The 23267-nt window shown below is 68.3% G+C and carries 27 protein-coding genes and 1 pseudogene; 10 read left to right on the top strand and 18 right to left on the bottom strand.

Annotated features, from left to right (window positions below):
* Nucleotides 1-29: 29 nt before the first annotated feature.
* From ACFK0J_RS13510 to ACFK0J_RS13490, 5 genes and pseudogenes are all read right to left on the bottom strand, one after another.
* A pseudogene (locus tag ACFK0J_RS13510) lies at nt 30-555 on the bottom strand (thiolase domain-containing protein); the annotation flags it as partial.
* A gap of 35 nt (nt 556-590) precedes the next feature.
* Nucleotides 591-1550, bottom strand: a complete 960-nt coding sequence (locus ACFK0J_RS13505; RefSeq protein ID WP_378739933.1) for an acetyl-CoA C-acyltransferase — start codon at nt 1548-1550, stop codon at nt 591-593.
* Complete coding sequence (locus ACFK0J_RS13500; protein ID WP_378739931.1) at nt 1543-2553, bottom strand: LLM class F420-dependent oxidoreductase; 1011 nt, start codon at nt 2551-2553, stop codon at nt 1543-1545. Before ACFK0J_RS13500 ends, ACFK0J_RS13505 begins: the two co-directional genes overlap by 8 nt.
* Entirely contained in the window at nt 2550-4010 is a 1461-nt protein-coding gene (locus ACFK0J_RS13495) for a carotenoid oxygenase family protein (protein WP_378739929.1), read from the bottom strand. The genes ACFK0J_RS13500 and ACFK0J_RS13495 overlap by 4 nt, the downstream gene beginning before the upstream one ends.
* Before the next feature lie 76 nt (nt 4011-4086).
* A complete protein-coding gene (locus tag ACFK0J_RS13490; protein ID WP_378739927.1) occupies nt 4087-5064 on the bottom strand; it encodes a winged helix-turn-helix transcriptional regulator in 978 nt (325 codons plus the stop codon).
* Nucleotides 5065-5266: 202 nt separating this feature from the next.
* On the opposite strand from ACFK0J_RS13490, the gene ACFK0J_RS13485 reads away from it, so the two are divergent.
* Genes ACFK0J_RS13485 through ACFK0J_RS13475 form a run of 3 tightly spaced genes read left to right on the top strand, consistent with a single transcriptional unit; the run spans nt 5267 to nt 7444 of the window.
* Nucleotides 5267-6061: an SAM-dependent methyltransferase gene (locus ACFK0J_RS13485; protein WP_378739925.1), complete on the top strand. Its 795-nt coding sequence runs from the start codon at nt 5267-5269 to the stop codon at nt 6059-6061.
* A 51-nt stretch (nt 6062-6112) separates the two neighbouring features.
* Complete coding sequence (locus ACFK0J_RS13480; RefSeq protein ID WP_378739923.1) at nt 6113-6778, top strand: class I SAM-dependent methyltransferase; 666 nt, start codon at nt 6113-6115, stop codon at nt 6776-6778.
* Nucleotides 6779-6802: 24 nt separating this feature from the next.
* Nucleotides 6803-7444 carry a histone deacetylase gene (locus tag ACFK0J_RS13475; protein ID WP_378739920.1) on the top strand — a complete coding sequence of 214 codons (642 nt, stop codon included), beginning with the start codon at nt 6803-6805 and terminating at the stop codon, nt 7442-7444.
* A 78-nt stretch (nt 7445-7522) separates the two neighbouring features.
* Here ACFK0J_RS13475 and ACFK0J_RS13470 read toward each other — a convergent pair whose 3' ends face one another.
* The gene (locus tag ACFK0J_RS13470; protein WP_378739917.1) at nt 7523-10105 is read right to left on the bottom strand and encodes an MFS transporter; all 2583 of its coding nucleotides are present in this window, start codon (nt 10103-10105) and stop codon (nt 7523-7525) included.
* A 429-nt stretch (nt 10106-10534) separates the two neighbouring features.
* Here ACFK0J_RS13470 and ACFK0J_RS13465 point away from each other — a divergent pair, with 429 nt between their 5' ends.
* The 4 genes from ACFK0J_RS13465 to ACFK0J_RS13450 all read left to right on the top strand — a co-directional run bounded on the left by ACFK0J_RS13465 (nt 10535) and on the right by ACFK0J_RS13450 (nt 14544).
* Nucleotides 10535-10822: a hypothetical protein gene (locus ACFK0J_RS13465; protein ID WP_378739915.1), complete on the top strand. Its 288-nt coding sequence runs from the start codon at nt 10535-10537 to the stop codon at nt 10820-10822.
* A gap of 257 nt (nt 10823-11079) precedes the next feature.
* Nucleotides 11080-12339, top strand: a complete 1260-nt coding sequence (locus tag ACFK0J_RS13460) for a PP2C family protein-serine/threonine phosphatase (protein ID WP_378739913.1) — start codon at nt 11080-11082, stop codon at nt 12337-12339.
* A complete protein-coding gene (locus ACFK0J_RS13455; RefSeq protein WP_378739911.1) occupies nt 12336-14051 on the top strand; it encodes a CHASE3 domain-containing protein in 1716 nt (571 codons plus the stop codon). Before ACFK0J_RS13460 ends, ACFK0J_RS13455 begins: the two co-directional genes overlap by 4 nt.
* 49 nt (nt 14052-14100) lie before the next feature.
* Nucleotides 14101-14544, top strand: coding sequence for a response regulator (locus tag ACFK0J_RS13450; protein ID WP_378739909.1), 444 nt, complete (start codon nt 14101-14103; stop codon nt 14542-14544).
* Between the two features lie 68 nt (nt 14545-14612).
* Here the strand turns inward: ACFK0J_RS13450 and ACFK0J_RS13445 are convergent, their stop codons facing one another.
* The 10 genes from ACFK0J_RS13445 to ACFK0J_RS13400 all read right to left on the bottom strand — a co-directional run bounded on the left by ACFK0J_RS13445 (nt 14613) and on the right by ACFK0J_RS13400 (nt 19454).
* Nucleotides 14613-14981 (bottom strand): STAS domain-containing protein, encoded by a 369-nt coding sequence (locus tag ACFK0J_RS13445; protein WP_378739907.1) that lies wholly within the window; start codon nt 14979-14981, stop codon nt 14613-14615.
* 349 nt (nt 14982-15330) lie between these two features.
* Entirely contained in the window at nt 15331-15906 is a 576-nt protein-coding gene (locus ACFK0J_RS13440) for an alkaline shock response membrane anchor protein AmaP (RefSeq protein WP_378739905.1), read from the bottom strand.
* Entirely contained in the window at nt 15903-16442 is a 540-nt protein-coding gene (locus ACFK0J_RS13435; RefSeq protein ID WP_378739903.1) for a DUF6286 domain-containing protein, read from the bottom strand. The genes ACFK0J_RS13440 and ACFK0J_RS13435 overlap by 4 nt, the downstream gene beginning before the upstream one ends.
* Nucleotides 16439-16765, bottom strand: a complete 327-nt coding sequence (locus tag ACFK0J_RS13430) for an Asp23/Gls24 family envelope stress response protein (RefSeq protein WP_378739901.1) — start codon at nt 16763-16765, stop codon at nt 16439-16441. Before ACFK0J_RS13430 ends, ACFK0J_RS13435 begins: the two co-directional genes overlap by 4 nt.
* Complete coding sequence (locus ACFK0J_RS13425) at nt 16762-16950, bottom strand: hypothetical protein (protein ID WP_218476315.1); 189 nt, start codon at nt 16948-16950, stop codon at nt 16762-16764. Before ACFK0J_RS13425 ends, ACFK0J_RS13430 begins: the two co-directional genes overlap by 4 nt.
* Entirely contained in the window at nt 16951-17439 is a 489-nt protein-coding gene (locus ACFK0J_RS13420; protein WP_378739899.1) for an Asp23/Gls24 family envelope stress response protein, read from the bottom strand.
* A gap of 96 nt (nt 17440-17535) precedes the next feature.
* The gene (locus ACFK0J_RS13415; protein WP_378739897.1) at nt 17536-17850 is read right to left on the bottom strand and encodes a hypothetical protein; all 315 of its coding nucleotides are present in this window, start codon (nt 17848-17850) and stop codon (nt 17536-17538) included.
* A gap of 76 nt (nt 17851-17926) precedes the next feature.
* Entirely contained in the window at nt 17927-18304 is a 378-nt protein-coding gene (locus tag ACFK0J_RS13410; RefSeq protein WP_378739895.1) for an Asp23/Gls24 family envelope stress response protein, read from the bottom strand.
* A complete protein-coding gene (locus ACFK0J_RS13405; RefSeq protein WP_378739893.1) occupies nt 18301-18897 on the bottom strand; it encodes an Asp23/Gls24 family envelope stress response protein in 597 nt (198 codons plus the stop codon). Before ACFK0J_RS13405 ends, ACFK0J_RS13410 begins: the two co-directional genes overlap by 4 nt.
* Nucleotides 18888-19454 (bottom strand): RNA polymerase sigma factor, encoded by a 567-nt coding sequence (locus tag ACFK0J_RS13400; RefSeq protein WP_378739891.1) that lies wholly within the window; start codon nt 19452-19454, stop codon nt 18888-18890. The genes ACFK0J_RS13405 and ACFK0J_RS13400 overlap by 10 nt, the downstream gene beginning before the upstream one ends.
* Before the next feature lie 167 nt (nt 19455-19621).
* On the opposite strand from ACFK0J_RS13400, the gene ACFK0J_RS13395 reads away from it, so the two are divergent.
* Together ACFK0J_RS13395 and ACFK0J_RS13390 are read left to right on the top strand one after the other, a co-directional pair.
* Nucleotides 19622-19828: a CsbD family protein gene (locus tag ACFK0J_RS13395; RefSeq protein ID WP_378739889.1), complete on the top strand. Its 207-nt coding sequence runs from the start codon at nt 19622-19624 to the stop codon at nt 19826-19828.
* Between the two features lie 67 nt (nt 19829-19895).
* On the top strand, nt 19896-20087 hold the full coding sequence (locus ACFK0J_RS13390) for a hypothetical protein (RefSeq protein WP_378739887.1): 192 nt from the start codon (nt 19896-19898) through the stop codon (nt 20085-20087).
* A gap of 129 nt (nt 20088-20216) precedes the next feature.
* Here ACFK0J_RS13390 and ACFK0J_RS13385 read toward each other — a convergent pair whose 3' ends face one another.
* Nucleotides 20217-21038, bottom strand: a complete 822-nt coding sequence (locus ACFK0J_RS13385) for a hypothetical protein (protein WP_378739885.1) — start codon at nt 21036-21038, stop codon at nt 20217-20219.
* Nucleotides 21039-21343: 305 nt separating this feature from the next.
* On the opposite strand from ACFK0J_RS13385, the gene ACFK0J_RS13380 reads away from it, so the two are divergent.
* Complete coding sequence (locus ACFK0J_RS13380) at nt 21344-22093, top strand: IclR family transcriptional regulator (protein ID WP_378739883.1); 750 nt, start codon at nt 21344-21346, stop codon at nt 22091-22093.
* Nucleotides 22094-22180: 87 nt separating this feature from the next.
* Here ACFK0J_RS13380 and ACFK0J_RS13375 read toward each other — a convergent pair whose 3' ends face one another.
* Nucleotides 22181-23263, bottom strand: a complete 1083-nt coding sequence (locus ACFK0J_RS13375; RefSeq protein ID WP_378739881.1) for an amidohydrolase family protein — start codon at nt 23261-23263, stop codon at nt 22181-22183.
* Nucleotides 23264-23267 lie beyond the last annotated feature (4 nt).

Genomic DNA, 23267 nt, shown 5'->3' with positions numbered 1-23267 from the left:
ACGAAATCAGGAACGTTATGCCTTCACTATCACGGGCCTGTCGCGCTCTGCACGATGAAACTCACTGTGGTCGTGGCGCTCCCACCGATGTTGAGGGTGCCGAATCGGTGTGCCCCCGGCACTTGATAGGCTCCCGCTTGCCCCGTGACCTGTTTGTACGCGTCGAGCACCATGCGTACACCGGTCGCGCCGACGGGATGACCACCGCCGATCAATCCGCCGCCGGGATTGAGCGGCAGGCGGCCGTCACGCGCAATATCACCGCCTTCCACCGCCTTCCAGCTTTCGCCGCCCGCGTGTCGGGCCGTAAGTCGGTGCGCCGCGCCAGGAATCGGTCGGATACGACAATCAGGGCGGCGGCGCCATCGGTCATCCAACCGCAGTCCTGGCGGCGCAGCCGACCGACCACCGGCGGGTTCGCGGTGTCGTCGGCACCGAAGCTGCCTGGGCCATATGTCCAATTCCTGGTCTGCGCAAGCGGGTTGGTGCGCGCTGCGCCTCGTGACCGACCCAGGCGGCGGCGCCGAGGTATCCCGCGGCCGCCTCGCCGGGCACGGGCTGCCACCAACCGCGCTCGAGATACTCGCGCACTATCTCCTCGGGATGACAAATTTGCACAGACGCCCGCGTTTCGGGAGCGGAAACAGCTGCGCGGGGCAGGGACTCGGGCATATGTGTTCCTTCAGTTCAAGCGCCGCAGCACCACGGCGGACCCGAGCCCGAGGGCCGCGGGAATGGTGACCAGCGCGTGTTCGCCGCCCGTGCGCGTGAACCACGGCAGCGGCGCCGTCGGCGAGCTGCGGAGCGGTCGTGATCGTGTGCGGCCCGTCCGCCGGGCGCGGTGACCCGGGTAGGCGACGAGCCACCCGTTGCCATGCGGGATCGTCGCCGAACAGGGCGGGCAGCGCGGCGAAGGCGGCGCTGGTCGCGTCCGCGCGGGCGCCCTCATCGGCGTCGAGCAGCACCGTGTCGCCCTTGCGGACCGGCACCATGGACTCCGAAGTCAGTGCGGCGGTGGCCTTCTGGTGTGAGCGCACGGCGTAGGCAGCCAATTCGACGCGGGTGATGCCGAACGACGCCGCCGCGGTGAGATCGGCGGATACGCCGATCGTGACGAATCCGGTGCGTTCGCTGAGATCGGCGTCGGTCACGATAGCGGGCCGATCCGAGAGCATCGGCACCCGGGACATCGACTCCACTCCGCCCGCCACCATCACGTCCGCGTAGCCCGCGGCGACCCTGGCGGCAGCGCTCTCGACCGCGTCGAGGCCGGAACAGCACAACCGGGACACCACGCCACCGGGCACCCGGTCCGGCCAACCCGCCCACAGCGCCGCCGCGCGGGCCAGGTTCCCGCCCTGCTCCCTCACCGCCGTACTGATGCCGACGAGGATGTCGTCGACCGAATCCGCACTGATCGAACGGCTTTCGAGAGCGACGAGCAGTTGACCGAACAATTCGTAGGGCGGAATCTCGGCGAGGGTCCCGCCGGTCTTGCGGACCCGAGCGCGGGGCAGCCGGATCGCGTCGTAGATGTAGGCGTCAGGCATGGTCGATCCGCGCGAGGGTGTCGAGCGTGTGATAGCCCGCCGCATCCTCGGCCGAAGTGGCGGGCACGACGACTATCTCGTCGGTGCCCGCCCTGCGATACGCGTCGAGTCGACGAGCCAGTGCCGCGCCGTCGCCGAACATGCCGACGGCCGCGGGCAATTCGTCGGGCACCGCCGCCAGGACTTCGCGCGGGTGGGCGCCGCTGTGCGCCAGCCGCACCACCTCGCCGAATCCCGCATCCTCGAACATGGTGTCGTAGCCGGGTGCGCGCAGATATCCCACGGCGCCGCGGCGAACACGGGCGAGAATGTCGGCTGTCGGGTTGGCGGCGGCAGTGACCCACACCGCGATCGCGGGCGTCGGGCGGCCTGCCCGATCCGCCGCCTCGCGCACCAGGGCCGCGCACCGCGAAACCTGTTCCGGCGTAACCAAGTTCAGCACCACGCGATCAGCCGTCCGGGCGGCCGCGGCCAGTGCGCGGGCACCGAAGGCGGCGACGGCGATCGACGAGTGCGGCGGCGCCAGCCGGAGGCGGTAGCCCGCGGTGCGCTCCATCGCACCTTCGAATTCGACCTTCTCGCCCGCGAGCAGGCCGCGCAGTATCCGTGCCGACTCCGCCAGATGCACTGCGGTGCTGCGCCTTTCCCGGCCGTGCCAGCCGCTAACCACGACGGTGCTCGAGCTACCGATGGCGACATCGACGGACCGACCGGTGAGTGCGGCCACACTCGCGACCCCCATGGCGATGGTGGCCGGAGTGCGGACATCGACGGCAAGTGGCCCTACACACAACGGAATTCGGCCCGGGGCCAGCCCGATCGCGGTGGCCACGGCGAAAGCGTCGAACGTCGCCATCTCCCCGACCCAGAGCCGGTGATAGCCGAGCTTCTCGGCCGCCTCGGCGACGGCAAGGGCATCCAACGGATCCCGGTCTTGCCAGTAGGGCAGGCTGACACTCAGCAGCGGGTGGTCGGTCGCACTCATCCGCGCGGGGGCACTCACTCGACCGACTGTGCGGCCGCGCGCATCCGGTCACCACTGACCCAGGTGGCGTGGAACCCGAGCGGCACACGGACCGGCAGGCCGAGCCGGCAGACGGGTCCGGCGGCCAGGTCGGCGGCGTCGTAGATCCAGACCTCGGACAGTTGGGTGTGGCTGTTGAACGCGAACATGGTCAGCCAGGCGTCGTCCTCGGCGCGCGCATCCGGCCGCGGCACCACGGTGAGTTCGCTACCGAAGAATCCCTCGCCGAACGGCTGGGTCTGCTTGGCGCCGGTGTGCAGGTCGTACTTGATCACCGCGTCGAAGAGCATGGTGCGGTCCACCGACAACCGCATCTGATACGACCAGCGGCCGCGCTGTCCGGTGGTGCCCTGATCGATGGCCGGGAACTCGGTATTGACGTCGTCCATCGCCTCCTCGATGGTGGCGCCGGTCCGCATATTGAAGCGATACCGGTGCAGTGTCGCCTCGGGACGGAGATACGCGAGTAATTGCGCAAGGGGGTTGGTGCGGTCCGACACCGGGCTCGGCTTCGACACCCGGCAGACCACCATGACGATCTCGTCGCCGTCCTCCCAGGAGTTGACCGTGTGATAGATGTAGCCGGGCGCGGCCTCGAACCAGCGCGCCCGCGCGCCGTCGCCGCGCCGGGGCAGCACCGCGAAACGGCTCGGCAGCGTGCGGTCGAAGAACAGCTTGAACCGGCCCGCCGCAGCGGCTTTCGGGTCGTTGTACAGCGGCAGATCCATCAGAATGGAGTAGTTCTCGGTGATCGCCATATCGTGTGGCAACCGCGGACCGGGCAGCTCGAGCCCCGTGTAATGGGTGACCTTGCCGGACGGGTCGGCAACGCCGTAGCGCAGGTACGGCGCGTGGATGCCGTAGTCGAAGAAAATGAATTCCTCGGTGCGCTCATCGACTTTGGCGTGTGCGGAGACCTCACCGGGCAGGGTGCCGCCGAAGGTGTCGACACCACGGGTCTCCAGGCTGATCGGGTCCAGCGCATAGGGTTTGCCCGCGCGGTACCACAGGGACAGCAGGTTGCCGTGGTGGAAGACGACGTCGGTGTTGGCGGAGTTGCGTTCCCGGCGATCGCCCGGCGGGTTGTCGTCCCACGGCTCGATCACGCCGCGCCACAACGCCGTTCCCGCGGCGCGTTCGGCTTCGAACTCGGTGGTGCGGATGAAGCGGTTGCGGTAGGTGGCCTTGCCGTTCTCGAAATGCACCGCGTGCAGCATCCCGTCGCCGTCGAACCAGTGGTAGCGACCGATCGGCGCGAATTGCGGGTTCGGGCCGTTGCGCACATAGACGCCATCGAGGTCGGCGGGCAGTTCGCCGTGCAGCACGGCGAGGTCGGTCGCGGTGACCTCCGCGGCGGTGGGCGCGTACGGGCCCTCCAGGTACGGGTTGGTCAGCGCTTGCGCGGCCGGTGCGATGAGTTCTTCCTCGAGCGTCACGTCTTGCAACCTCCACTACAGTTAATGAAGTGATACGCGTCTCAGCAGAGAGTGTCAAGAGTGCCTAGTGGACGCCTCAGGCGAGGCGGTCGAGTACAGCCCGCGTCACCGGTTCGAACCGGACGTCGGTGCGCTCGAGCCGGGCATCGCAGCCGCGACAACGCAACGCGGGCACCAGCACCGCACCGCACTCGCGATGCCGGATGCGCAGGCCCGGTTCGGGCGCTCCGGAATGAGCCAGCTCCGACCAGGCGAGCAGGAAAGCGAATATCGCGAACAGTGCCCGCCCGCGCGGCGTCAACCGGTATTCGCGGCCGGACCCGGCACCGGACCGGCGCAGGATCTCGGCGTCGCAGAGGCGGGACAGTCGCTCGGTCAAGGTGGTCGGTGACATGTCCATGGCCGCGCGGAACGCGCTGAACCGCCGCACACCGGCCAGCGCGAGACCCGTCACGGTGGCGCTCCAGCGGTCCCCGATCGCGGCCATCACCTCGTCGAACCGCATATCGGTCGGCACGGAAACGGCGGCCCGGGCACGGCGTCGGCCACTGGACGTGAAGCGCCACAACGCATCGTCGCCGAGGTCGACCTCGGTATCGCGGGCGGTCACCGTGCGGCCGCAGCCGCGGCACATCAGCACCGGCGGTCCCCGATGTCCGCACGCGCCGTGCACGAGGTCCGGATGCAGCGCGCCCTCGGCGGTCCACTCGCGCTGCCAGCCCCACACGGAAACCAGGATTTCCCAGGTCGCCAGGCCCAATTCGGTCAGCAGATACTCGAAGCGGTCCGGCGATCCCGGCTGCGGCATCCGGACCAGGACGCCCGCGTCGACCAGGGCGGCGAGTCGCGCGGTGAGTACGGCGGGCGGTGCACCGGTGCGTTCGATCCACTGATTGAACCGGCGGGTGCGGTTCACGAAAGCGTGCCGAAGGATGGTCAGCGTCAGGCGGTCGCCGAGCAGGTCGAAGGTAGCCGCGACGGGGTGCGTGGCGGGTTGCCCGCCGCCGGTCGACTCGATTGCCATCCGCGGGCACACCTCCAGCTCTTCGGTCATCGAACGGTACTTCATTAACTGTAGTGGAATCTGCCCGACTGGAACCCCAACGATCGTCACGGTATTTCCTCGCGATCCCACCCTCCTGACCGGGTTGAACCTTGTACCGTCGGGGACCAGATACCTGACCCTGGACGCGGTGCGGTGTGAGTGCGTGCTGCGGACTCGTCATAGACCCGATTACTGTCGAGGAGTCCACATCATGTCCGAAGAGCGCGGCACATTGATCCGCACCGACGTTCCACATTCGGCCCGCATCTGGAATTACTGGATGGGCGGCAAGGACTATTACGAGATCGACCAGATCGTCGGCGACAAGAGTTTGGAGATCTATCCCGACATTCGGACGATGGCCGTGCAGTCGCGGCAGTTTCTGATCCGCTCCGTCGGTTTCGTTGCCCGCCAAGGCATCAAACAGTTCCTCGATATCGGAACCGGCTTGCCGACGATGCAGAACACGCACCAGGTCGCTCAGGAAATCACACCGGACGCCAAGGTCGTCTATGTCGACAACGACCCGCTCGTGCTCACCCACGCTCGCGCGCTGCTGACCAGCACCACCCGCGAGGGCGTCACGACCTACGTCGATTCCGATATTCACCGGCCCGAGCAGATCATCGCCGACGCCGAGAACATCTTGAACTTCGATCTGCCGGTCGGGGTCATGTTCATGGGCGTGCTCGGCCATGCCGATTCGTTCGAAGAGTCCCAGCGCATCGTGCGGACGGTGATGGCCGCGGTGCCGTCCGGCAGCTACCTCACTCTGTGGGACACCTCGGATGAAAACAAAGCATTCGTGAAACTCTGTGAGGAGTACGCGAAGACCGGCGCCGTGCCCTACAACCCGCGCCCGGCCACCCAGATCAAGTCGGCGTTCGAGGGCCTGGAAATGGTCGAGCCCGGCTTCGTGGAGATTACCGAGTGGCGCGCCGACAAGCCGGATATCGGCGCGGCCGCGTCGGTGTACTCCTACGGCGCCGTCGCCCGCAAACCATGACCTGCCGATCCTCGTCGCGCGGACACCGAAGCCGCCTGACAGACTCGCGCGGTGACCGATTCTCGTAACGCGGATGCGAACCAGCTTGCCGCTGATTCGCTGGCGCAAGGTGATCCGACCGGCTGGTTCGAGCGGTTGTACGTGGCGGCGGCCGACGGCGCGGCGGTGGTGCCCTGGGACGCCGCCGAGCCGAATCCCCTCCTGGTCGATTGGCTCGAACGGCATGAACGGGTGGGCGGCGGGATGCGGGCCATGGTGGTCGGCTGCGGGCTGGGCCGCGATGCCGAGCACCTTGCCGGGCTCGGCTTCGACACGACCGCGTTCGATATCGCGGAGACCGCGATAAAAGTTGCGCGAGAACGTTTTCCGTCGTCCATGGTGAATTACGTGGTGGCCGATCTGCTCGATCCGCCCGCCGCGTGGTTCGGCGCTTTCGACCTGGTCGTGGAGTCGATCACCGTGCAGGCGCTGCCGGTGTCGTTGCGGGCCGACGCGACCGCGAACGTCTCGCGGATGGTGGCCCCCGGTGGCGATCTGCTGGTAATCGCCGGTATCCGCGCGGATGGCGAGGAGGTCGACGGCCCGCCGTGGCCACTCACCCGAGCCGAGATCGACGCGTTCGCCCGCGACGGTCTCCGGCCGATCCGCGTCGAGCAGGTAGCCCCCGCCGGACAGCCCGGTCGCCCGCGGTGGCGCGCGGTGTTCCAGCGGAGCTGACGTCTCCGGCGGCAAGATGGTGGGGTGACCGAGAACGGTGATGGCCAGGCAACGGGCCTGGTCTGGTACGCGGCGTACGGGTCGAACATGCACCTCAGCCGGCTGCGGTGCTACCTCGCGGGCGGCACACCCGAGGGTGGCGCGCGTGCGGTGCCCGGCTGCCGCGATCCGGGCGAGCCCGCGCGCTCGGTGCCGATCATGCTGCCGGGCCTGCTGTATTTCGCCACCGAATCGTTGGTGTGGACCGGCGGGCGGGCGTTCTACGATCCGGACGGGCCCGGGAAGACTGCCGCCCGCGCCTATCTCCTCACCCTCGCGCAGTTCTCCGATATCGCGGCCCAGGAGATGTACCGACTACCCGGCACGGACCTGGATCTGACCGAAGCGGTCACTCACGGCCGCGCCCCGCTCGGGCCGGGTCGATACGAAACACTGTCGTGCGCTGGGACATTCGACGGTCACCCGATCATCACCTGCACCGCGCCATGGCAGCACACGGACCTTCCGGGCAACTCACCGTCGGCCACCTATCTACGGCACCTGGCCGCCGGTCTGATCGAATCGCACGGCTGGACCGTCGACGTCACCGCCACCTACCTGGCGACCCGCCCCGGCGCCGATCTCGGCTGGACCCCGGATACCGTCACCGCTTTGCTCACCGACTGACGCGATCGCCCCTGCCGGGCAGCACAATTCGGCAAGGGGCGTCGGTGCCCGCGACGACGAGACGCCGGGCAGCACCGATCACGGTCGAGTCTGATCCGGCGAATCGTCGGGCTGGTAGCCGAGTTTCACGTCGTGGTCGACTTCGCCGCCCGCAACGGTGACCTGGCTGGTGACCGGTGGGTAACCGCGGGCGACGACCGTGTACCGCCCCTCGGGCAGATCACTGACGACGTAGCGCCCGTTCTCGTCGGTGCGTGCCGTCGCGGTGAGGTCGCCGGTCGCGTCCAGGATGCTGATCTGGGCGTCCGGCACCACGCGGCCGTCCTCGGTCCGGGCCGAGCCGGTGAGGACGGCCATCGGGGCCAATTCGATGTCGTGGCGGAGCAGACCGGTGTCGGGGACGGTGAGTGTGGTTGCGCTGGGCCGCATGTGCTCGGCGATCGCGACCACCGTGTAGGTGCCGGAGACGATGCCGTGGCAGGTGTACGCGCCGTCGGCGGCGCTGACGGCGGTGCCGACCACTTCGCCCCGCGGGTCGGTCAGTGTGACCGTCGCGCCGGGCAGCGGCGTGCCGCGACCGGCCGACCGGACCACACCTGACAGTTCGCCGGAACCGAGCAAGGTGAGATCGAGTTGCTGCGCCTCGTGCCCGACCGCGACCGTGACTGCCGCGGGTTGGTGACCATTCGCCGAGACGATCAGCACGTAGCCGCCGGCCTCTGGCACGCCGATAAGATAGCGGCCCTCGGCATTTCCGGTCGCCCGGGACACCTGATGCCCACGCTGGTCGATCAGCGTGAGCGCGGCGCCGGGCACGGGATGACCGTCTTCGCGACGGATGTGCCCGCCGATCGCGCGTTCGCCGTACTCGCCGAAGCCATCCGATGAATCGAGCACGGTGACCGTGGAACCGGCTGCGGCCGTGGCGAACTGGTGCGAGCCGTTGCTGTGCTGCTCGACCGTGGCGGACCTGCCGACGGCGCCTACCAGCACCGGTTCCGGTTCCGAGAGCACCTGCGCGGCACCCTCCCAGACCTGATCCTCGTCCCAACTGGACGCCACTTCTGGCGGGGTCTTTCGCGCCGCCGCGGGGACCGGATCATCCTGCAGCGGAATCTCTTTCATCAGCATCAGCACCAAGCAGGCCAGCAGCGCGACCCCGGCGGCGGCGTAGAACACGCCGTGCATGGCATCGGTGAAGCCGGTCAGGATCGGCACCTTCAACTGCTCGGGCAGGTCCGCGATGCCGCTGGTGTTGCTCTGCATCGCACTGAGCTGCTCTGGACCGAAACCGGGCGGCAATTCGCCGCCGAAGGCGTCGGTGATCTTGTGCGGCAACAGGTTGAACAGAATTGTCAAGAACACCGCGACACCGAGGGTGCCACCCATCTGCCGGAAGAACGTCGCCGACGCGGTGGACACGCCCATGTCCGACCGCGGGCCCGCGTTCTGCGCGGCGATGATCAGCGTCTGCATGCAGCCACCGAGGCCGAGTCCGATCACCGCGCCGTAGGCCAGCGGCTGCCACAGCGGGCTGTCGTAGTGCACCTGCGCGTACAGCGCCGCACCCACCGCGATGATGAACGTGCCTGCCACCGGCAGGATCTTGTAGCGTCCGGTCTTCTTGGTGATCCGGCCCGCGAGTTGTGAGCCGATGGTGATGCCGAGCACCAGCGGCAGCATCAGCAGGCCCGCCTTCGTCGGCGAAAACCCGCGCACCACTTGGAAGTACTGCGGAACCATGGTGATGGCGCCGAACATGGCGATGCCGACGATGAAGCCGCCCGCGATGGTGACGCTGAAGGTCGAACTCTTGAACAGCCGCAACGGAATCAGCGCCGCGTCCTTCATCAGGTACTCGACGAGCACGAACAGCAGCAAGCCGAGCACACCGATGCCGTAGCAGATCAACGCCCGGCGCGAGGTCCAGCCCCAGTGTCTGCCTTGCTCGGCGACGACGAGCAGCGGCACCACACAGACCGCCAGCGCCACCGCGCCGAACCAGTCGATGCGATGATGCTGGCGCTGGTGCGGCACATTGAGCACCTTGGCGACCACGGTGAGGGCCAGCGCCCCGACCGGCACGTTCACCAGGAACACCCAGCGCCAGCCGTCGATGCCGCCGAGGGTGTCGTAGTCGGAGAAGAAGCCGCCGAGCACCGGGCCCAGCACGGTGGCGGTGCCGAAGACCATCATGAAGTAGCCCTGGTAGCGCACCCGTTCGCGGGCGGGCACGATATCGCCGATGATGGTGAACGCCAACGACATCAAGCCACCCGCACCGAGACCCTGGAACGCCCGGAAGCCGGCCAGCTGATACATCGAGGTGGCGAAGGTACAGGCCACCGAGCCGATGATGAACAGCCCGATCGCCGTCAGGTAGAACGGCTTGCGCCCGTAGATATCGGCCAGCTTGCCGTACAGCGGCGTGGTGATCGTCGCGGTGATCAGGTACGCCGTTGTGGCCCATGCCTGTTCATCGAATCCGTGCAAGCTGTTGGAGATCTTCACGATCGCCACGCTGACGATGTTCTGGTCGAGGGCGGCCAGGAACATGCCGAGTAGCAGGCCGGACAGGATGGTCATGATCTGCCGGTGCGACAGTGCGGTGCCCTCGACCGCGTCCCCCGGCGGCGCTGCCTGGGTGGTGGAATTCGTCATGTGCGCCCTAATTCTGGTCGGCTGTCTCTCATGGAGTTGTCTCAGGGGCCGCCGGCACACGCACGGCCGTCGATCGGGTGGGCTCGGCGCTCGGCCGAGCCATGTGCCACAAGCGAACTGCTCTCAACTGATCTCAGCGTGCAACAGGTCGGCGAGCTTACCGGCGCGCGGCGGACCGGCCAGCGGGCAAGGGGCCGCACCACTTTCACCAGCGGGACTGCTTGACCTGCGCAACTAGTTGCTATTGCAAACAATACAGAGCCACACCGAGCGGATGCCACCGCGGGTGGGCTTCGCGAAAACCCACGCCGAGATAGCCGCTTGCTATGTAAGGTCTTTCGTGCCTCGCCCCATGCGAGGCGCTTCTGCGGCACGGGCTGCGGCTCGGCGGTCGCGGGGCTCCGATCGGGCGACAGGGGGAAGCAACGGATGTCACAGAACGGCCCCGCACCGAGCGGCGGCGGGTCGGACGACTCGACCCACTTCTGGACGGAGGTCGGCGGGGCCGCGGGGGTGGTCGGCGTCGTGGTCGCGCGTTTCGCCATCCCGCGGAACGACGCGGGCAGCGGCCGCGACGGCTGCACGGCGATCCCACCGGCCGCCTGGACCGCAACCCTCGACAACATGTTCCACCTGCCCACCGGCAGTCACCTCTGCGTACAGACCGATCAGGGTAATCGCCGACCTCACGCTCACCCATATCCCTTCTGCCGGTGAGCAATACCTCGAATTCGACTTCACCACCTGGCGCACCGGGTAGGCCGTGCCCGGCACACCAGGCCGAGATCGCCCGGTCCACGGCCGGATTGAGTGGCGCGGTTCACACACTGCCCGCGTGTCGGTGAGGCGGCCGACTCCGATGTGGCATCGTGACCTGGCAGGTGTCAAGGGTGCTCGCCGGAATTCTGGGTATTCCGCGTAAGTCGTGTCCAGCGACGATGAGTAGCAACGCGGACGAAAGGAGACCGGAGTCGATGCTTTCCGGGCAAAGCGGGCGCACGAGCCTCCTGGGCGGGGGCGGTAGTAACCCCCTCGACGCCGCGGTCTGGAACTGGCAGGACCTATCGGTGCTGCTGGTCGAGGACGACGAGGCCGATGCCCTGCTGGTCGAGGAGCTGATCGCCGACGGCGCACCGGGTCTACCGGTGCGGTGGGTGCGGTCGGTCGCCGAGGCCAGGGAGCGACTGGCCGCCGGTCTCCCCGACTGCGTGCTGCTCGACCTGCACCTGCCCGACGCACAAGGACTCGAGGCCCTGGCCAGGGTGCGCGAGTACACCGACCAGGTCGCGGTGGTGGTGCTGACCGGCCTCGACCAGGAGCAGATCGGCCTGGCCGCGGTCGCCGAAGGCGCCCAGGACTATCTGGTCAAGGGCCGCATCGAACCCGAGTTGTTCAGCCGCGCAGTGCGTTACGCGATCCAGCGAAAACAGGCCGAGCGCGCCGCCGCGGCGCTGCGGGCCAGCCAGATGCGCGCGCAGGAGAACGCCCGGCTCGAACGCGGCCTGCTGCCGACCCCGCTGCTGCGCGGCGAGCGCGCGGTCGACATCGTCGCGCGCTATCGGCCCGGCCGGGCCAATGCCCTGCTCGGCGGCGACTTCTACGACGTGGTGCAACAGGCCGACGGCACCGTGCACGTGCTGATCGGGGACGTGGCGGGGCACGGCCCCGACGAGGCCGCGACCGGGGTGGCCCTGCGGCTGGCCTGGCGCACCCTGGTGCTGAGCGACATCTTCGGTCTCCGGCAGTTGCATCTGCTGGAAGAGGTGCTGCTGGCCGAGCGCACCGGCAAGCAGACCTTCGCCACCCTGACCAGCCTGACCCTGCGACCGCACGACCACACCGTCCTGGTCACCCGGGCCGGGCATCCCGGAATGCTGCTGCGTACCGGCTCGCAGGTGGACTGGGTCGAGGTGCCGGGCGGTCCGGCACTCGGCTTCCTGCCGGGCCGCGCCGAATGGTCCAGCCACCAGATCGCGCTGCCGGTCGACTCGGGCCTGATGCTGTTCACCGACGGCCTGTTCGAGGGCCACACCGACGCGGGGCAGGACCGGCTCGGCGAGGAGGGCCTGCTGGAGTTGGCCCGCACGGTCACCGACCCGGAGCCCGCGGTGTTCGTCGACGAGTTGATCCGGCGCGCGGAGGAGTTAGCCGAGGCACACGGCGGTTTGGCCGACGACGTGGCGGTCATGTACTTGCAGTGGAATCACCGAAACCTGAATCAGGACAATCGATGACGACGTCTTCCCGGAAGCGGTCGCTGGCCGGTCGACTGACCGTGCAGGGCTGGTTCATGCTCGTACTGGCACTCATGGTGATCTTGGTGATCGCCGGCGCCGCGATCGGGGCACAGTTGCTCACGAAGACCAACAACGTCGCCGACCGACTGGTGGACCGGCTGCACCCCGCCGCCGCGGAGACCTACCGGCTGCAAAGTGCGCTGCTCAGCCAGGAGACCGGCATCCGCGGCTACGCCATCGGCGCCGATGCCCAGTTCCTCGCACCCTATTTCGACGGAAAGCAGGACGAGGCCCGAGCCGCGGACAGGATCCGCGAGCTGCTCGCCGACCGCCCGCAACTGCTCGCCGATCTCGACGCGGTCGAGCGGGCCGCCGACGAGTGGCGCACCGGTTACGCCGAACCGCTGGCCGCCACGGTCTCCACCGGCGGCGCTGTCGACGCTGCCGCGTCGGCGCGCGGCAAGACGGCGTTCGACCGTATTCGCGCGCTGTTCGCCACGCAGAACGCCGACCTCACCGCCGCCGTCGACCGGGACAGCGCGGAGTTGGAACGTGCCAGGAACATTCGCGATACGGCGTTGGGTGCCATGGTCGCCGCCTTCCTGCTGGCCGCGGTAGCGCTGACCATCCTGGTGCGCAAGCTGGTGGCTCGCCCGCTGGACGATCTGGAAGCGGCGTCTTTGCGCGTCGCCAACGGCGACTTCGACCATCACATCACCGCGCGCGGACCCGCCGATCTCGCCACCGTCGCGGAGGCGGTGGAGGGCATGCGCCGCCGAGTCGTTGCCGAGCTGGCGTCGTCCCGGGTCCAGGAGGCGGCGCTGGCCGAGCAGACCACCGAGCTGGACGCGCAGACGGTGGAGCTGCGCCGCTCCAATGCCGAACTCGAGCAGTTCGCCTATGTGGCCTCGCACGATCTACAGGAGCCGCTGCGCAAGGTCGCCGCGTTCTGTCAGCTGCTGGAAAAGCGCTACGGCGACCAACTCGACGAGCGCGCCATCCAATACATCGCCTACGCGGTGGACGGCGCCAAGCGCATGCAGGTGCTCATCAACGACCTGCTCACCTTCTCCCGGGTCGGTCGCGTCATCGACGGCAACATACCGATCGGTCTGGATCAGACCCTGGACAAGGCGATGACCAACCTCGCATCGGCCGCCGAGGACACCGATCTGCGGCTGGAACGTCCCGATGAGCTGCCCAAGATCACCGGCGACCCGACGCTGCTGACCATGCTGTGGCAGAACCTCATCGGCAACGCGATCAAGTTCCGCGCCCCCGACCGGTCGCCGGTGGTCCGGCTCGACTGCGCGCCGGACGGCGACACCGGCGGCTGGCGCTTCTCGGTGTCCGACAACGGGATCGGCATCCCGCCGGAGTTCGCGGAGAAGGTGTTCGTGATCTTCCAACGGCTGCACAGCCGGGAGGAATACACCGGAACCGGCATCGGGCTCGCCCTGTGCAAGAAGATCGTCGAACACCACGGCGGCAAGATCTGGCTCGATACCGAGTACACCGAGGGCACGCGCTTCTGGTTCACCCTGAACTCCCCCGTTGTGCCGGACGAAACCAGCACGCCGGACGAAACCGGCTCATCGAGCGAAATCAGCACGCCGGACGAAACCAGCCCGCTTGGCGAATCCGGCTCCACCGGCGAAACTATCCTGCCGGGCGAAACCAGCCCGTCGAGCCAGCCTGTCTCCCCCTGACCAGCCTGTCTCCACCGACCCAGCACCGACCCGCGCAAGGAGATTTCTCTTGACGACCCCCGGCCAGCCCATCGACATCCTGCTCGTGGAGGACGACCCCGGCGACGAACTGATGACCAGGGAGGCCTTCGAGGACAACAAGATCGGCAACACCCTGCACGTCGCCCACGACGGCCAGGAGGCGCTCGACTTCCTCTACCAGCAGGGTGTATACGAGAACGCGCCGCGGCCGGATCTCATCCTGCTGGACCTGAACCTCCCGAAGTACGACGGACGCCAGATCCTCGAGCGGATCAAGGCCGATCCGGACCTGACACACATCCCGGTGGTCGTGCTGACCACCTCGGCGGCCGAGGAAGACATCCTGCGCAGCTACAAACTGCACGCCAACGCCTATGTGACGAAGCCGGTGGACCTGGACCAGTTCGTCACGGCCATCAAGCACATCGACGACTTCTTCGTCCAGGTCGTCCGGCTCCCTCGGCAGCGCTGAGCTACCGCCGCGGCGCTGAGCTACTTCGGCAGCGGTGGCCCGGCTCGCCGGGCAGCGCTGCCGCGACCTCAGGCCGGGCGGCGCGGTTGCGCCACGGCGAGCGCGTCGTCCACGCTGTTGTACACGCTGAGCAGCTTGTCCAGCCCGGTCACCTCGATCGGTCGCCGCACCGGCGTCGACGCCACCACCCGCAGCTGACCCTCCGGCACCGCCTCGGCGGCGACGAGCAGGACACTCAACCCGGCGGAACCGAAGAACTCCACCCGGGACAGATCCACCACGAGCGTCGCGGGCTGATCGAGCAGCGCCTCGTCCACCGCCGACTGGAACCGCGGCGCGGAGGCCATGTCGATCTCGCCGGTGATGGACAGAATCCGGATCGAATCCACCGACCGCACTTCGGCTTCCAGTTCCCTGGCCTTCCCGTCCGCGCTCATCGGGCACCCACCCGAATACCCACGCCGCCGAGCACTACGTCCTCTCGGCTCGACCGACCCGAGCTCGCTCCACCGAACCGGTTGCCTGGCATCGCCACTTCGCTACCTCCGACGCGTCGACCCTCCGCCCGCCTGAGCACGGGCCGGAGATGATCCATCGCGTCAAACTACCGTAGGCGGATCCCCAACGCCGCGCCCGCCTCGGCTTGCGGTGCCACTGAGAATTTTGCGGCGAACAGGACCAAGCGGTCATCTGTCCGCGGCGAACATGGGGCGCACCTGGGCAGACTCGTCCGGCAATACGCCACACACGGGTCGCCGAGATCGAATTCAGGGGGCCAGCAACCGTTCAGCGCACTCGGGCGGGCCGTCGATCCTCGGCGAAGTCGAGCTCCAGCGTGACGGGGATGACATCGACCTCCAGCGCCTCGCGCAGCCGGGTCACCGCGTGGCCGAGAATTCTGCGCCGCAATTGGGCTATATCGGCCGTGGGTTCCGCGGTAACCACCAAGTGCAGTTCGGGCGCGGTGCGCTCGCCGGACAACCAGGCGGCGGCCGTGCGTACGCCCTCGTAACTTTCGATATCCGTGGCGACGGGGGCCGCGGCCGTGGACGATTCCAGAATGGTGGTCCCCGCCCATTCGGTGCCGCCGGTACGCCAGGTGACCGACTTGGGCATCCGGAACACCTGCGCCAGCAACCAGCGTAGGCACAGCAGGCCGAGCAGCACGGCGACGGCTACCGCGGCCCACAGCACCCAGGCGGGCGGGGCGGCGGTGCCGGGAACGAGGGTGTCGTCCGACTGCACCCAGCGCAGCCGCCCGTAATGCGCGGCGATGGCCAGCACGCCCGCGGCGAGCAGCAGCAGTCCGGTGAGCCCGAGCATGGTCCGGTTCAATGCGGCCGGGCGGTTGGTTCGGCTCATCCTGTCTCTCCTGTCTTCGGTCCGCGCAACTTGGCTCGAACCCGGCGCACCGGCTGCGGGCCGATCTCCTGGACCCGGCGGGTGAGCGTCTCGCAGATGGCTTCGGGCAGGCCGTCGGAGCCCGCCCGGTCGGTCCGAGCGGATACCTTGACCGCTTTGCGGCGCACCTTGATTCGCGCCGCGCTGACGCCGTCCACCGTGCCCGCGGTGCTGCGCAGCGCCGAACGCAGGCCGCCGCGCGTCACCCCCGCCGACATTCCGTCGTCGGCGGCGAGCGGCAGTACCGCCGCCCGGCCGGGCCACAGCGCCAACGCGAGCAATACGAACCCGAGCACCGCCGCGGCCACACCGGCGACGAGCACCGGCATGTCGTGCCAGGTCAGCCCGTGCAGGTTGGTGGCGACGGTGTCATAGGAGAGGTACTCCCGCGCACCGACCAGACGCTGGATCAGCGACACCGCCACCGCCACGCAGACGGCGAGCACCAGCACCGCGACCACGATCGCCGGGATCACCCGGCGTGGCCTGCGAATCACCGCACTCTCCTTCCCGTTTCGGTGTCGGTGGTCAGCTCGGCGACCACGATGTCGATCTTGGTCACCGCCAAGCCGGTCAGCTCGCGGGTCCGGCGGACCAGGTGCGCGCGGCACGCCTCGGTCACCCGGCCGACCGGCGCGGGATACCGGATCGGCAGCCGGACATCCAGTGCGGTCCGGTCCGCGGAAACCTCGGCGTCCACCTGCACCTCGGCACCCACCCCGGCCACTTCACGGGCGGCCTGCGCGACGATCCGCCGGACCGCGCGCGGCGCGAAGGTGGTGGCGCCGGGGTACTCCTCGGCGACCACGGCGGTGGTCATCGCCTGCCCTTGCGCTGTGCCGATTGGAGCAGTCCGGCCAGATCGAGCTCGCCGTCCAGCCAACGGCCGACCAGCAGGCCGAGCACGGCGAACAGCAGCACGATGGTGAAGGCGCCGAATCCGCCGAAGGCACCGGCGAATCCGAGTGCGAGCCCGACCGCGAGGCAGATCGCTGTGGCACTCATCTACTGCACCCGGCTGCTCGGCGCGGGCTCATCGTCGTCGCCGGGGATGTACACGTCGTTGACGTTGATGTTCACCTCGACCACGGACAACCCGGTCATCTGCTCGATCGCGTTGATCACATTGCGCCGCACCGCCCGCGCCAATTCGGCGATGGCGACACCGTATTCGACAACGAGCTCGAGGTCGACGGCAGCCTGGGTCTCCCCGACCTCGACCGAAACTCCCTGGCCGATACTGGCGGACGCGCCGGGGATGCGGTCGCGGATGGCGCCGAACGCCCGCGCCGCGCCGCCGCCTAGATCGTGCACACCGCGCACCTCGCGGGCCGCGAGACCGGCCACCTTCTGCACGACGATATCGGCGATCGTGGTGGTGCCCTGCTCGCTGACCAGCTTGCTGTCCTTCTCGGACGGCTTCTCCGACGCCGAGGATGTCCTACTCGACTGAGCCTTGTTGTCCGTGGTCTTCTCGGTGGTCGTCGCGTTCATTGCTCCTCCTGTTTTCCCTTGGGGTACAGCGGATATCGGGCTTCATACAGATCGACACCGAGTCCGACCCGATCGTCACGGGCCGCAAGGTGTGAGCTAGGTAACCCCCTCCTCCTTGCCGAAGGCCGCGGCGTCGAGTTCGGCGACGACCAGACGCAAACGCGCATCGGACCATTCGGTGCCGGTCAACGCGGTACGCACGGCCGCCGAGGCCTTCTCCAGCAGCGGCGCCAGCGGCAGTTGGCCCGCCGCGACCCGCACCTCGACCCGGCCGGGCCCGAGATCGACCGAGAAACCCCGTGGGTCCCAGGGCCACCAGGCCGGGCTCTCCGCGCCGAGCGGCGTCGCGGGGCGGATGCCGTCGATCGTGTCCAGCGCCCCGAGAATCAAGGCGATGATCTCCGAACTCACGACTTCGCCTCGCTGACGCTCGGCTCCGTCGCACGCTCGGGCACGCTGTATTGCTGGTTCGCTCGCTGACGCTCCCTCACTGCCGCTCCGGTTCGATATCGAGAATGGACACCGACACGTCGTCGACCGTCTGCCCGGTCTGTTCGAACACCACCCGCGAAACCTCCTCTTGCACTGCGCGACCGACCGCCGCTGCCCCGCGATCGGCCGAAATCACCACGTCCACTTGCACACTCAGCGCGCCCGATGGGCTCCTGCGCACCCGGACGCCCTCCGCCGGCGCGGGGTCGGCAACCGTCAGGCGCTGCTTGCCCACCCGCACCAATGTCGAGACCAGCCCGCGCACACCGGGTTCCAGCCGCACCACGCCCGGCGTCGCGCAGGCCGCCTGCGCGGCGACCGCGGCGACCACGGGGGCTTCGATCACCACATCGGAGACAGCATCGGTCGTCATCGTGGCGCTTCTCCCGTTTCGTGGTAGATATCGGCGACGATCAGATCCAGTGCCACCAGCGTGAGTCCGATCTGGGCATCGACTGCGGCGGTGACCCTTTCCCGCACGATCGGCAAGGCCTCGCCGATCGTGGTGTGCCCGAACCGGATAGCGACCGCCAGCTCCACCTCGACCTGGGCCGCCCCGTCCTGGCCCAGCCCGACGCTGCGCACCCGGCAGTGCCTGGCCCGCACACCGGGCACCGAATCGGCGGCGTAGCGCAACACCGTCGCGACGGCCTGCTCGCTCACCTCGACCGTGCCCGGCAACGGCGTCGGCAGGCTCAGCGTCCGGCCACGGCGTGCCTCGGCGCGCACCGCGGACATGATGCGCATGGTCAGATCGGGTGGCGCCGGTTCCGGCTCCTCGATCAGCTCCTTGGTCGCCGCGCGCAGCGCATGCAGGCTGTCCCTGGCGGACCGGCAGTGCGGGCAGGTCTTCTCGTGGTCGTCGCCGAGCCCCGCCTCGACCGCGTCGAGCCGATCCCAGACATGTTCGATCTCGCGGCCGCAGGGCAGCCGGTAATCCTGTTCTGTCGTTCCGTTCACCGCCATGGTTTCATCACCTCGGACAAGTGGGCTCGCGCCCGGGCTATACGGCCGCGCACCGCCGTCGTATTCACTTCGACGATGTCGCCGATCTCCTCATAGGACAGCCCGTGCACCTCGCGCAGCAGCCAGCAGGCGCGCTGTTCGGGCGTGAGCAGCTGCAGCGCCGCGTTGAGCGCTTCCAATTGCGTGCTCACCTGCACCGCATGCTCGGGCTGAAGATCCGAGCGGGACGATTCTGTGGTGTCCGGGTCGACCTCGACCGTGGGCCGACGGGCCCGGATCACGTTCAAACAGCGATTGGTCGTCATCCGATAGAGCCAGCCGACAAAAGCGCCGTCCTCGTTGAGCTGTGGGAGACGGCGCCAGGCGCCGAGAAATACTTCCTGGACGACATCCTCGGCGTCCGAGCGGTCGGCGAGCATCTTGACCGCGAGGCGAAACATCCGCGCCTGATAGCGCAGTACTAGCTGCTCGTAGGCCCTTACGTCGCCGTCCCGAGCCCTGCTCACCAGGGTCGCATCGTCCGGCGCGGTCTCGGCAACCGTTTCTGTCGTGGTCACAGCACCTCCTCCACCGCTCATCACGTAGACACCGGGGATCGGAAAGCGTCACTGTCAGTATGACGTGATCGTTGTCTCAGTGGTTGCTGCGTGCGCTTCGGTGGGGCCACGTGTCCTTACGACATGCACATCCGACCCGGATGCGCCTCAACACAGCGGAGGTTTCGATGTCTCTGAGCGACAAGATCGGCAACAAGGTCGACGAGTTCGGCGGCAAGGCCAAGGAGGCCGCGGGCAACGCGACCGGTGACGACGACCTGCGCGCCGAGGGCAAGGCGGACCAGGTCGAGTCCGCGGTCAAGGGCGCAGTGGAGAACGTCAAGGACGCCATCGGTGACGCGGTGGACAAGGCCAAGGGCGCGTTGGGCAAGTAGCCCGCTCCGCGCGGCGTGCGGCCGCTGACTCGGCCGCACGCCGCCCGGCTCGAACAGGGGTAGGACAGTGACGGATCATCGACCGACCAGAATCGCCGGGATCGAGCCGGGCACCGCGGTGCTGGCCTCGGCCACTTGCCTGGCATTGACCATCGGCGTAGCCGCCCTGACGCAGTCTGTTGCCGCGACCGTCGCCGCCTGCGCCAGCATTGTGGTAGGGCTGGTACTCGCACTGATCATCTTGCCGCACCAGACTTGATGCGCTGCGAGCCGCGTCGTTGCGGCCGAACACGCTGATGACATTCGCCATTGAAGTCACCACCCGTTGCGCGTCCTCCGGATTCCGGTCGCACCAGCACTCGATCAGCGAATACCAGCCCCTCGCTCGCTAGGTGCGGGCGCGTTCCAACGCCTCTTCGATGGCGGCGATGGCATCGACGGGGGTGCGATTTTGCCCCTGACTGTTCTGTCCCAGCTGCGGCCAGCCGTTGCCGTGTATGCCGTGCAGCTGGATCCAGATTTCGCGAGTCTTGTCCAGCAGCTCGCGCTGCTCCATTTCATTCAATGCGGACATGAATTCCTCCTCTATTGCGACGCCGCATGCCGCGGCGAAATCCTGGGGTGACAGGCCGTTGGCGGCGTTCATGTCGCACTCACCGAACGGCGGGCAGCCCTCGGGCAGGCCCCCGCCCCAGCCCTGACCGTCGGTGTACTGATGCGCGATCTGGCCGGGCAGGTTCGGGTCGCTGCCGTAGCCGGCGCCCACCATGCGCAGACCCTCCGGGCGGTCGGGCCACATGGTGAAGAAATCGCCTCGGTTGGCGTAGCCGATTACCCGCCGCCGGTCGCCGAGCCATTCGGCCACATTCCAGTACGCCGCGTTGATGCCGGCGGATTGATCGCCGCCGGGATTTCCACCCGATTCGACATCGATCATCGTGATCATCCGCGGGTGTGGACCACCCATTTGCGCGACCATCTCGCGGTGCGTGTCCACCGTCTCCAGCCAGTTCGGCCGCCAGTAGAAGTAGACGATGAAACACGCCAAACGGCCGGAATCGGCTGCTCGGCAGGCCCATTCGTAGTTCGCGGCGAAGTTCGGATCGCGAAACGTGCCGTCATTGGAGCGGAAGCTCAGGATTCCGAACGGATAGGAATCGTCGACCGGCGATTGAAAATATGACACGTCTGCGAAAAGACTGTCGACCATGTGATCTCCCTCGATTTCGTCTGCCCGAAATATCCCCCGAGACGCCGACGCCCTCCCCCTGTCCTCGTCGGCTCGACGCCATGAGACGTCGGTGAAACGTGGATGAAGGGCGGGAGCCGGAGACTCTTCGCAGTAAGCGAGAAACGTCCGGCGCCCGTTCAGCGCGACGGATCAATGCTGAGACCGACCGGCCCGCCGCGGAAGGCGCCGGTCTGATCAGCGAACCGGACGTTCCATTTGTCGGACCACGAGCGATAAGGACCACGTGCTCGGTTCGTTGCGTTATCTGCATGGGAGGACAGAGAGTGAGCGAAGCGACGATCGAAAGGGCGGCCATGGGGGGCCGCGGCGTGCTCGAGGGGGCCTTTGCCCTGTTGGAGGTGCTCGCGCACGGGGACGAACTGGGCTTGACCCAGCTGGCCTCGGACGCAGGATTACCGAAAGCCACGGCCTACCGGCTGCTCAACCAGTTGGTCGTGGAGGGAGCGGTGCAACGCCGCAGCGGCCGCTATCAGATCGGACCCCGGGTGTTCCGGCTCGGGCAGACCTGGCAACCCGCTCGGTTGCTGCGGGCCGCCTCGGCCCGACCGCTCGGGCAGTTGACCGCGGCGACGGATCGGGGTGGTTTCAGCCTGTCGGTGACCGATCGGGGGCACACAATGCTGATCGGCGGTATCGGGCGCGAGATCGATGAGATCTTTCCGCTGCGGGCCGGGGTGCTGCTGCCGCCCGGTACCGCCGCCGAGCAGGCCTTGGCCGTCGGACGGGCCGATCCCACCCCACCCGAGGGGTTTTCGGCTCGGGAGTGGAACCGGCAACTCGCCGTGACACGGGAAAGGGGACTCGCTTACGACACCGATCTGAGCCGATTCGGCCTGGCCTGTGTCGCGGCGCCGGTGCGCGGGCCCGGCGGTGAGGTTGTTGCCGCACTGGCGGCAACGGTGACCGAATTACCGCGGGTCCCGGCGGTGGCGGAGGCGGTACTGCGGGCGGCGGGCCTGGTGAGCGCCAATCTCACCAGGCTATTGCGGTCGCAGGGCGTGATCTCGCTCTGACGGGGAGCCGTCAGGGTGTCGCCCAGGCAGTGGGGCGACACCCCGACGGCTTGCCCGGTACCGCTCGCACGCGGCCTCGGCGTCTGATCAGGAGCGCGGGATGCCGCCGCACCAGATTCGGGTGATGGCGCGGGTGGCGTGGATGTCGGCCAGCGGGTCGCCGTCGAGCAGGACGAGGTCGGCGCGCATGCCGGGAGCGATCACACCTCGGTCCGACAGGCCGAAGTGCTTGGCGGGCAAGGATGTTGCGGCGCGTAGGGCTTCCACCGGCGGCAGGCCCGCGGTGACGAGCAGTTCCAGCTCGCGGTGCAGCGAGTCGCCGTGCGGCGGCTGGCACGGGATCCCCGGGGTGGCGTTGGCATCGGTGCCCGCGAGGATGTCGACACCGGCGGCCTGCAGCGCGGCGACGGTGGCCAGGCAATCGGCGAACCCGAGGACACCCAAAGCCGTTGCTGTGCCCTGCATCATGACGAGGGTGGGTGCGGCGACGCGGCCTTCGGCGGCCATCCGGCGCACCTCTTCGGTCGGTAGCTGCCCATCCATCGGCACGTGCGTGACGATGTCGGCGCCCACGTCCGAGGCGAGCGCGTACGCGCCCAGCGACGCTGCGTGCGCGACGGTTCGGAGTCCGCGCGCGTGCGCGGCCGCGACCACCGCTTTGGCGGCGGCGGCATCGGGCCCGCCCTGGCCCGGCGCTTCCAGCATGATCTTGATGTAATCCGAGCCCGCCGCGGCCCGCTCGGCGACCATCGCCTCGGCCTCCTCCGGCCCGCGGATGATGGCGTGTTCGGCCATCCCGGCAATCTGCGCGTGCATGCCGCCCGCACCGATGATCGGCGTGCCAGCGCTACGAATATCCGTGGTGCCCAGCTGGTTTCGCAGCGCGGCGAGTTTTTCGGGCGGCCAGATGGTCATGTCCAGCGCGGTGGTGACGCCGTGCGTGGCGAGTTGGTCCAGCGATTCCGGGCCGTGCAGGTGGACGTGCGCGTCGATGAGGCCGGGGAGCAGGACCGCGCCGTGGCCGTCGATGGTGTCGTCGGCGCCGCTGGGGTCGGTGCCGAGCACCGCCCCGTCGATCACCACCGTCGTCGGATCGGTGAGGCCGTTGCCGTCGAAGACGCGAACGTTGCGCAGGGCGGTCTTACCGGCTGCTGGGGAGTCGACAGTCACGCAA

Source organism: Nocardia brasiliensis (assembly GCF_042691675.1).
Taxonomy (GTDB): domain Bacteria; phylum Actinomycetota; class Actinomycetes; order Mycobacteriales; family Mycobacteriaceae; genus Nocardia; species Nocardia brasiliensis_D.
The sequence above is the reverse complement of the archived record's forward strand: the minus strand, read 5'-3'. Positions and strand labels throughout refer to the sequence as shown.

Coding starts and splice junctions, on each gene's coding strand:
- ACFK0J_RS13445 (WP_378739907.1), bottom strand. CDS start 14,981: ATGAGCGCGGACGGGAAGGCCAGGGAACTGGAAGCCGAAGTGCGGTCG.
- ACFK0J_RS13395 (WP_378739889.1), top strand. CDS start 19,622: ATGTCTCTGAGCGACAAGATCGGCAACAAGGTCGACGAGTTCGGCGGC.
- ACFK0J_RS13440 (WP_378739905.1), bottom strand. CDS start 15,906: ATGAGCCGAACCAACCGCCCGGCCGCATTGAACCGGACCATGCTCGGG.
- ACFK0J_RS13385 (WP_378739885.1), bottom strand. CDS start 21,038: ATGGTCGACAGTCTTTTCGCAGACGTGTCATATTTTCAATCGCCGGTC.
- ACFK0J_RS13420 (WP_378739899.1), bottom strand. CDS start 17,439: ATGAACGCGACGACCACCGAGAAGACCACGGACAACAAGGCTCAGTCG.
- ACFK0J_RS13425 (WP_218476315.1), bottom strand. CDS start 16,950: ATGAGTGCCACAGCGATCTGCCTCGCGGTCGGGCTCGCACTCGGATTC.
- ACFK0J_RS13460 (WP_378739913.1), top strand. CDS start 11,080: ATGCTTTCCGGGCAAAGCGGGCGCACGAGCCTCCTGGGCGGGGGCGGT.
- ACFK0J_RS13465 (WP_378739915.1), top strand. CDS start 10,535: ATGTCACAGAACGGCCCCGCACCGAGCGGCGGCGGGTCGGACGACTCG.
- ACFK0J_RS13490 (WP_378739927.1), bottom strand. CDS start 5,064: ATGACCGAAGAGCTGGAGGTGTGCCCGCGGATGGCAATCGAGTCGACC.
- ACFK0J_RS13405 (WP_378739893.1), bottom strand. CDS start 18,897: ATGGCGGTGAACGGAACGACAGAACAGGATTACCGGCTGCCCTGCGGC.
- ACFK0J_RS13410 (WP_378739895.1), bottom strand. CDS start 18,304: ATGACGACCGATGCTGTCTCCGATGTGGTGATCGAAGCCCCCGTGGTC.
- ACFK0J_RS13470 (WP_378739917.1), bottom strand. CDS start 10,105: ATGACGAATTCCACCACCCAGGCAGCGCCGCCGGGGGACGCGGTCGAG.
- ACFK0J_RS13430 (WP_378739901.1), bottom strand. CDS start 16,765: ATGACCACCGCCGTGGTCGCCGAGGAGTACCCCGGCGCCACCACCTTC.
- ACFK0J_RS13505 (WP_378739933.1), bottom strand. CDS start 1,550: ATGCCTGACGCCTACATCTACGACGCGATCCGGCTGCCCCGCGCTCGG.
- ACFK0J_RS13455 (WP_378739911.1), top strand. CDS start 12,336: ATGACGACGTCTTCCCGGAAGCGGTCGCTGGCCGGTCGACTGACCGTG.
- ACFK0J_RS13485 (WP_378739925.1), top strand. CDS start 5,267: ATGTCCGAAGAGCGCGGCACATTGATCCGCACCGACGTTCCACATTCG.